The sequence below is a fragment of the Mycobacterium sp. IDUB_19 genome (genome assembly GCF_055419445.1).
In genome coordinates, this window is sequence record NZ_JBVAXR010000019.1 from 89,286 (window position 1) to 97,179 (window position 7,894).

Genomic DNA, 7,894 nt, shown 5'->3' on the forward strand with positions numbered 1-7,894 from the left:
GGGTCTCGAATCGGGCTCCGGCACCAAGAACAAGGGGTAGCCGTTCCGGCTACCCCTTAAGGTCTGCGTGTTTAGTGGTTCCGCTATTCGTCGAAGCGGCGGCGGAAGCGATCTTCCATACGGCTGGTGAACGAGCCGCCGCCCTTGTTGCGACGCTGGCGCGTGCCCTGCGCCGGGCCGGAATGATCTGTGCGGCCGGCCAATCGCGGGCCGGTGATGGCGAACACCACACCACCGAACATCACCACGAAGCCAACGACGCTGAGAATCGGGAAGCTGCCGATCATCGTGGCCTTGAACGCCACGCCGGACACCAGCATCGCCAATCCGATGACAAAGAGAGCCGCACCCTGCAGACGACGCCGCGCGGTCGGTGCGCGGAATCCCCCACCACGTACGCTCGACGCGAACTTGGGATCCTCGGCGTAGAGAGCGCTCTCGATCTGGTCGAGCATCCGCTGCTCATGATCGGAGAGTGGCATTCGTCCCTCCTTGCCGACAGGTTGACACGTAACTACCGGTAGCACGCGGATGCCCATTGTATGAGCAACTAAGTCAAATGATACGAGGTCAATCTGACCCGTACCACTGGTTCGACCCCGATTCTATCTCCGGTGCCTCCCGACGATCATCGGGCGGCAACGGCGATGCGTTACAACACCCTTGCCGAAACGTGCGGAGTCGCCCGCCGGTTGCCGCCACCGCCCGTCAGCCGATGCGCCTCGGACCCGATAATGGCGATACCGGCACCGGGCCCGCGCACCGCTGAAAGCCGGTAAGCGCATGGGGCCCGATCACTGGGACGAGGAGGACACGGCGAGTTGGCGATATTCCTCATCGATCTGCCGCCGAACGATATGGAGCGCCGCCTCAAGGACGCCCTGGGGGTGTACGTCGACGCGATGCGGTACCCGCGGGGCACCGAGAACCAGCGCGCCGCCATGTGGCTCGAGCACATCCGCCGGCGTGGCTGGCAGGCGGCTGCCGCGGTAGAAGCTGACGCGGTCGACGGCAGCGGTGTGCCGCCGGCTTCGGAGCTGAGCGATGCGCCGTTGCTTGGCGTCGCCTATGGCTACCCCGGCGCGCCCGGACAGTGGTGGCAGCAACAGGTTGTCCTGGGGTTGCAACGCGGCGGCAAGCCACAAAATGAGATCTCGCAGCTGATGAACAGCTATTTCGAGCTGACCGAACTGCATATTCATCCGCGCGCCCAGGGCCGCGGCATCGGCGAGGCATTGGCCCGCCGGCTGCTCGCCGGTCGCTGCGAGAGCAACGTCCTGCTGTCCACGCCCGAAACCACCGGCGAGCCCAACCGCGCGTGGCGGTTGTACCGGCGGCTGGGGTTCACCGACGTCATCCGCGGCTACCACTTCGCCGGTGACCCACGGGCATTCGCGATCCTGGGCCGGCCCCTGCCGCTCTAGCGGAATGACGACACGGGTGCCCGCCCGGCGACCCGCCGGCCCCGCAAGCGGACGACGTGCCGTAGCGACACACCGGATCTGGCACGATGACCTGGTGCGCGCCAGCTCTCCCACCCGCCGAGCCCGAGGGTTCACCGCCCCCCGGCGCCGCGTGCTAGCCATCGCCATGCTGATGCTGCTGGTTCCCCTGGCGACCGGGTGCCTGCGGGCCAGGGCCTCGCTCACCGTCTCGCCCGACGACCTGGTGTCCGGGGAGATCATCGCGGCGGCCAAACCGAAGACGCCCAAGGACACCGGTCCGCAGCTCGAGACCAGCAACTTGGCGTTCAACCAGAAAGTCGCGGTGTCGAACTACGACAGCGACGGCTACGTCGGGTCGCAGGCGGTGTTCTCCGATCTGACGTTCGCCGAGTTGCCGCAGCTGGCCAACATGAACCCCGACGCGACCGGCGTCAATCTGTCGCTGCGCCGCAACGGCAACCTGGTGATCCTGGAAGGCCGGGCGGATCTGACGTCGCTGACCGACCCGGACGCCGACGTCGAGCTGACCGTCGCCTTCCCCGGTGTCGTGACCTCGACCAACGGTGACCGCGTTGACCCCGATGCGGTGTCCTGGAAGCTCAAACCGGGCGTGGTGAGCACGATGACCGCCCAGGCCCGCTACACCGATCCCAACACCCGTTCCTTCACCGGCGCGGGCGTCTGGCTGGGCATCGCGTCCTTCGCGGCGGCCGGCGTGGTCGCGCTGCTGGCCTGGATGAGCCGGGACCGCTCCGAGCGGTTCACCGCACCGCGCAATCAACCGCCCAGCTAGACGCGCTGGGCCGGCGACCAGTAGTCGATCATCTCGGCGAAGGTCGCAAACGCCGGTCCGGACAGACCGTAGGTCGCCTCCAGGTGGATGCTCAGCGGAAAGCCGAGCTCGGCGACGCCGTCCACCACCCGCTTGTACAGGTCGAGCATCAGCTGGCGTTTCTCGGGCGGTTCGCTGCCGGCCAGCTTTTTGACGAACTCCTGCTCGGCGGCCACCGCGGCGTTGCCCGGATCCTGAATGAGCCAGTTGATCAGGCCTATCTTGTTTTCGATCTTCGGTACGAAGCCGAACGACAGCAGGATCTCGGGCCGGCGATCCGTGGTCTTGGCGAACTCGGTCAAGAAGCCCACGATCGCGTCGGAATACAGCAGCTGGGTCATGCCGTAGGTGGCGCCCTGGTCACACTTGAAGTTGAACCGGCCGTGTTCGCCCTCGCGGGTGGGGATCAGGATCACGCCGCGGTTGGGTACCAGGTCGCGATAGATCGACAGGGCGTCGGTCGGCGCAACGCCGGAGCCCTCGCCGTCGTTCATGGTGCGCGGAACGCCGACGAACACCACGCCTTCCATGCCGGCGTCGATCAGACCGGAGAGCCGCCGGCGCAGTGTCGGTTCGTCCATGAAGGCGGTGACCTGTGTGCACAGGCCGTTGATGGCCGGCAATTCGGGCTTGATGACGGACCAGAAGTCCAGCACGTCGAACTTTGGCTTCATCGGAACGGGACGGTCGTCGTCCTCGGCGATAATGCCGGGAATCATCACGTGACGGATGCGGCCGCCCAGACCGGATTCCGCGGAAAACCGCAGTACCTTGTGCGCCTCGTCAAGCGCCCGCTCCCGACCCTCGTCCACGTTCGGCGGCACCAGCTCGAGCGCGACGGTGTTGAGAGTCACGCGGCTCCTCTCCCTCGGACGATTCGCACCTCGCCAGCATAGGGGCGTGGGCGCACGGCCCGCCGTAGCGGGCTGGTCGAAGCAACCTGGGTCACACTGGCGCCCAGGTCATGTGGAGCTAGCCAGCGCCATCGCGGCGAATACACTGGTCGGGCCTAGCGAACACCGGGCATGCCGAGCAGAAAGGGGCGCCGCGCTGAGCGTCGAAGCAGCGGCAACCGTCGAGTTGACCGGCGCGATTGCCGAGCAACTTCGCCGGTACTTGCACGAGCGGCGGGGCGAGACCGCTTACATCGGCGGCGACTACGCCGCGTTGATCTCCGCACTCGAAGACTTTGTGCTGGGCGGGGGCAAACGGCTGCGGCCCGCCTTCGCGTATTGGGGATGGCGTGCGGTGGCCGATGCGGAGCCCGGTCCGCAAGTGCTGCTGCTGTTTTCCGCGCTGGAGCTGCTGCACGCCTGCGCGCTGGTGCATGACGACGTCATCGACGACTCCTCCACCCGCCGCGGCAGGCCCACGGTTCACGTCCACTTCGCCGCGCTGCACCGCGACCGCAATTGGCGGGGCTCCGCGGACCGGTTCGGGATTTCGGCGGCCATCCTGCTCGGTGACCTGGCCCTGGCCTGGGCCGACGACATCGTGTTCGGGGCAGCCTTGGCGCCCGAGGCGCAGCGACGAGTCCGGCGGGTCTGGGCCGATATCCGCACCGAGGTGCTCGGCGGGCAATACCTCGACATCGTCGCCGAGGCCAGCGCCGCGGAGTCGATCGCGTCGGCGATGAACGTCGACACGTACAAGACCGCCTGCTACACCGTGACGCGGCCGCTGCAGCTCGGGGTGGCCGCCGCCGCCGACCGGCCGGACGTGCAAGCCGTTTTCGGCCAGTTCGGCACCGACCTCGGAGTGGCGTTCCAGCTGCGCGACGACGTGCTGGGTGTGTTCGGCGATCCGGCGGTGACGGGCAAGCCATCCGGTGACGATTTGCGCTCCGGCAAGCGCACCGTGCTGCTGGCCGAGGCGGTGGAGTTGGCGGACAAGTCAGATCCGTTGGCGGCCAACCTCTTACGCAGCTCGATCGGTGCGCCGTTGACCGACGCGCAAGTGGACGAACTGCGCGACGTGATCGAGTCGGTGGGCGCCCTGGCCGCCGCCGAGCAGCGCATCGCCACGCTGAACCAGCGGGCGCTGGCCGCGCTGGCGGCCGCACCCATCAACGCGCCGGCCAAGGCGGGGCTCTCCGAACTGGCCAGGATGGCCACCAACCGGTCCGCCTGACCCATGACCACACCGACATCCGCGGACAGCACGCCGACGGCGAAAAGGTCTGTTGGCCAGCGTCTTTCAGAACTGAAGGCGTTCGCCGCCGCGCCGGAGGCCCGGCCGGCCAAGCTGGGCTTCCTGGGTTCGGTGCTGATCACCGTCGGCGGCCTGGGCGCGGGCAGCACCAAGCCGCACGACCCCGTGCTGGAGTCAATCCACATGTCCTGGCTACGTTTTGGCCACGGGCTGGTGCTGTCGTCGATTCTGTTGTGGGCGGGTGTGGCGCTGATGCTGGTCGCGTGGCTGGCCCTGGGCCGCCGCGTCGTTGCCGGCGAAACCACCGAATTCATGATGCGAGCCACCACCGGCTTCTGGTTGGCGCCCCTGCTGGTGTCGGTGCCGGTTTTCAGCCGCGACACCTATTCCTATCTGGCCCAGGGCGCGCTGCTGCGCGACGGCTTCGATCCCTACGCGGTCGGCCCGGTGGCCAACCCGAATGTGTTGCTGGACAACGTAAGCCCCATTTGGACGATCACCACCGCGCCGTACGGCCCGGTGTTCATTCTGATCGCGAAGCTCGTCACGATGGTGGTCGGCAATCATGTGATCGCCGGGACCCTGCTGCTGCGGTTGTGCATGCTGCCCGGATTGGCACTGTTGATCTGGGCCGCTCCCCGACTGGCCCACCACATTGGCACCAGCGGCGCGACGGCGTTGTGGATCTGTGTGCTGAACCCGCTGGTGCTGATCCACCTGATGGGCGGCGTCCACAACGAGATGCTGATGGTGGGTCTGATGACCGCCGGGATCGCGCTGACCTTCCAGGGTCGCCACGCCCTGGGCGTCACCCTGGTCACGGTCGCGGTGGCGGTCAAAGCGACCGCCGGGCTGGCGTTGCCATTTCTGGTCTGGGTGTGGATGCGGCACCTGCGCGACCAACGCGGATACCGGCCGGCCCGGGCATTCGCGGCGGCCACCGCGATGGCCCTGCTGATCTTCGCGGTGGTGTTCGCGATCTTGTCCGTGGCAGCCGGCGTCGGCCTGGGGTGGCTGACCGCGCTGGCGGGATCGGTGAAGATCATCAACTGGCTGACCGTGCCGACCGCGGCGGCGAACGTGATTCACTTCCTGGTCAACGGGTTTGTCCCGGTCAACTTCTACGCCACGCTGCGGATCACCCGCTACATCGGAATCGCGATCATCGCGGTGTCACTGCCGCTGTTGTGGTGGCGGTTCCGGCGCGACGACCGGGGCGCCCTGACCGGTATGGCGTGGTCGATGCTGATCGTGGTGCTGTTCGTTCCGGCCGCCCTCCCGTGGTACTACTCCTGGCCGCTGGCGGTGGCTTCTCCGCTGGCCCAGTCGCGACGGGCAATCGCCGTCATCGGTGGGCTATCGACCTGGGCCATGGTGATTTTCAAGCCCGACGGATCGCACGGCATGTATTCGTGGCTGCACTTTTCGATGGCCACCGCGGCCGCGCTGGTCGCCTGGTACACCCTCTACCGGCCCCCGGAATCCCGCGTTGAGCGGGCCGAAGAACCTCTCGCCGCTTAGTACGCCATGGCCTGAGCCCGGCGCACCACCTCGCGCGCCTGGTGGGCGTGCAACGCGTCGACGGGACGGGCGTTGTTGAGCGCATCCCGGCTGCCGTCGCGGGTCACCGTCAGCGACGCGTCCGGCGTGAACAGCCAGCGCACGATCTCGGTTTCGTGGTAGCCGCCGTCGTGCAGGATGGTCAACAAGCCCGGCAGGCTTTTGACGACCTCACCGGTGTTGGTGAAAAACACCTGCGGTACCACCACACCCTCGGCGCGGCGCACCGCAAGCAGATGGCCTTCTCGCAGCTGCTGCTGCACCTTGCTCACCGGCACGCCGAGCAGCTCGGCGACCCGGGGCAGGTCGTAGGTTGGCTCGTCGGGGTCCAGAACATCGTCGCCGGCCGGAATACTGCCCACGGCGCAAGTGTAGGCCGTGGTGCCCGGGTGCGTAGGCGCGTTGAGCGGGTGTTCCACCGCTAATCGCAGGCCCGCACCTACGATGGCCCCGTGACCAGACCCGGGACTACAGACCCGTTGGACAGCACGTTGCTGGATGGCCGCTACCTGGTCCAGGGCAAGATCGCCAGCGGCGGCACCTCGACGGTGTACCGCGGCCTCGACGTCCGGCTCGACCGCCCGGTCGCGCTGAAGGTGATGGATTCGCGCTATGCCGGAGACAGTCAGTTCCTGACCCGCTTCCAGCTCGAGGCCCGCACGGTCGCCCGGCTGAAGAACCCGGGGCTGGTCGCGGTTTACGACCAGGGCCAGGACGGCAGCCACCCGTTTTTGGTGATGGAGCTGATCGAGGGCGGCACCCTGCGCGAGCTGCTGGCCGAACGCGGCCCGATGCCGCCCCATGCCGTGGTGGCGGTGCTGCGCCCGGTGCTGGGCGGGCTGGCCGCCGCGCATCGCGCCGGGCTGGTGCATCGCGACGTGAAACCGGAGAACGTGCTGATCTCCGACGACGGTGAGGTCAAAATCGCCGATTTCGGGTTGGTGCGTGCGGTCGCGGCGGCCGGAATCACCTCAACCAGTGTCATTTTGGGCACCGCGGCCTATCTGTCGCCCGAGCAGGTACGCGACGGAAACGCCGGGCCACGCAGTGATGTCTACTCCGCCGGGATCCTCACCTATGAAATGCTGACCGGCGGTACACCGTTCACCGGCGACTCCCCGCTGTCGGTCGCCTACCAGCGACTCGAGAACGACGTGCCGCGGCCCAGCAGCCTGATCGAGGGTGTGCCAACGCAATTCGACGATTTCGTGGCGTGCACAACTGCCCGTGACCCCGCGCAGCGGTACGCCGACGCGATCGAGATGCTCGCCGACCTCGACGCGATCGCCGAGGAGCTGGGACTGCCCGACTTCCGGGTGCCGGCGCCGCGCAACTCCGCCCAGCATCGCTCGGCGGCGCTGCACCACAGCCGGATGCCTGAGCCGCGGCCTGCCGCGCCGCAACCGCCGGCACCGGCCGCGGTCCGTCAGCCCACCCGCCAGTTGACGCGTGGCCCCGGGGACTGGGCGGAGCCGGTGCCCGACACCGAGGCGGTCGAACCCGACGACGACTACGAATACGAGCCTGTCTCAGGCGAATTCGCCGGTATCGCGATGAGCGAATTCGCCCTCGCGCGTCAGCAAAGCCGCCGCATGGTGCTGATCTGGGTGGCGCTGGTGCTGGCACTCGCCGGTTTGATGGCGATGGCAGGGTGGACGGTCGGCAGCAATCTGAGCGGCCTGCTGTGAGCTCTCGGCGGCGATCAGTCGCGCAGCATCTCGGCGACCAGGAACGCCAGCTCCAGCGACTGCTGGGTGTTCAGGCGCGGGTCACAGGCGGTCTCGTAGCGGCCGCCCAGGTCGTGGTCCGAAATGTCCTGTGCACCACCTAAACACTCGGTGACGTTCTCGCCGGTGATCTCGACGTGGATGCCACCCGGATGCGTGCCCAGCGCGCGATGCACCTC

The 7,894-nt window shown here is 67.6% G+C and carries 9 protein-coding genes; 5 read left to right on the forward strand and 4 right to left on the reverse strand.

The window, feature by feature from the left end:
* Positions 1–83: 83 nt before the first annotated feature.
* Positions 84–482 (reverse strand): DUF3040 domain-containing protein, encoded by a 399-nt coding sequence (locus tag ACZY0B_RS16605; protein WP_463765222.1) that lies wholly within the window; start codon positions 480–482, stop codon positions 84–86.
* Positions 483–821: 339 nt separating this feature from the next.
* On the opposite strand from ACZY0B_RS16605, the gene ACZY0B_RS16610 reads away from it, so the two are divergent.
* Both ACZY0B_RS16610 and ACZY0B_RS16615 read left to right on the forward strand, forming a co-directional pair.
* Complete coding sequence (locus tag ACZY0B_RS16610; protein WP_463765223.1) at positions 822–1,424, forward strand: GNAT family N-acetyltransferase; 603 nt, start codon at positions 822–824, stop codon at positions 1,422–1,424.
* A gap of 166 nt (positions 1,425–1,590) precedes the next feature.
* Positions 1,591–2,238 carry an LppM family (lipo)protein gene (locus ACZY0B_RS16615; RefSeq protein ID WP_463765238.1) on the forward strand — a complete coding sequence of 216 codons (648 nt, stop codon included), beginning with the start codon at positions 1,591–1,593 and terminating at the stop codon, positions 2,236–2,238.
* Here the strand turns inward: ACZY0B_RS16615 and ACZY0B_RS16620 are convergent.
* Positions 2,235–3,131, reverse strand: coding sequence for a mycobacterial-type methylenetetrahydrofolate reductase (locus tag ACZY0B_RS16620; protein ID WP_463765224.1), 897 nt, complete (start codon positions 3,129–3,131; stop codon positions 2,235–2,237). The genes ACZY0B_RS16615 and ACZY0B_RS16620 overlap by 4 nt on opposite strands.
* Before the next feature lie 226 nt (positions 3,132–3,357).
* Here ACZY0B_RS16620 and idsA2 point away from each other — a divergent pair, with 226 nt between their 5' ends.
* Positions 3,358–4,407, forward strand: coding sequence for a bifunctional (2E,6E)-farnesyl/geranyl diphosphate synthase (gene idsA2, locus ACZY0B_RS16625; protein ID WP_463765239.1), 1,050 nt, complete (start codon positions 3,358–3,360; stop codon positions 4,405–4,407).
* Positions 4,408–4,410: 3 nt separating this feature from the next.
* Positions 4,411–5,949 (forward strand): alpha-(1->6)-mannopyranosyltransferase A, encoded by a 1,539-nt coding sequence (locus tag ACZY0B_RS16630; RefSeq protein WP_463765225.1) that lies wholly within the window; start codon positions 4,411–4,413, stop codon positions 5,947–5,949.
* Here ACZY0B_RS16630 and ACZY0B_RS16635 read toward each other — a convergent pair.
* On the reverse strand, positions 5,946–6,350 hold the full coding sequence (locus ACZY0B_RS16635; RefSeq protein ID WP_463765226.1) for an Rv2175c family DNA-binding protein: 405 nt from the start codon (positions 6,348–6,350) through the stop codon (positions 5,946–5,948). The genes ACZY0B_RS16630 and ACZY0B_RS16635 overlap by 4 nt on opposite strands.
* 90 nt (positions 6,351–6,440) lie before the next feature.
* Here ACZY0B_RS16635 and ACZY0B_RS16640 point away from each other — a divergent pair, with 90 nt between their 5' ends.
* Complete coding sequence (locus ACZY0B_RS16640; RefSeq protein ID WP_463765227.1) at positions 6,441–7,676, forward strand: protein kinase domain-containing protein; 1,236 nt, start codon at positions 6,441–6,443, stop codon at positions 7,674–7,676.
* Positions 7,677–7,690: 14 nt separating this feature from the next.
* Here the strand turns inward: ACZY0B_RS16640 and ACZY0B_RS16645 are convergent.
* Positions 7,691–7,894, reverse strand: a 204-nt coding sequence (locus tag ACZY0B_RS16645) for a 3-deoxy-7-phosphoheptulonate synthase (protein WP_463765228.1), incomplete at its 5' end; no start/stop codon positions are given.

Coding starts and splice junctions, on each gene's coding strand:
- ACZY0B_RS16630 (WP_463765225.1), top strand. CDS start 4,411: ATGACCACACCGACATCCGCGGACAGCACGCCGACGGCGAAAAGGTCT.
- ACZY0B_RS16605 (WP_463765222.1), bottom strand. CDS start 482: ATGCCACTCTCCGATCATGAGCAGCGGATGCTCGACCAGATCGAGAGC.
- ACZY0B_RS16615 (WP_463765238.1), top strand. CDS start 1,591: ATGCTGATGCTGCTGGTTCCCCTGGCGACCGGGTGCCTGCGGGCCAGG.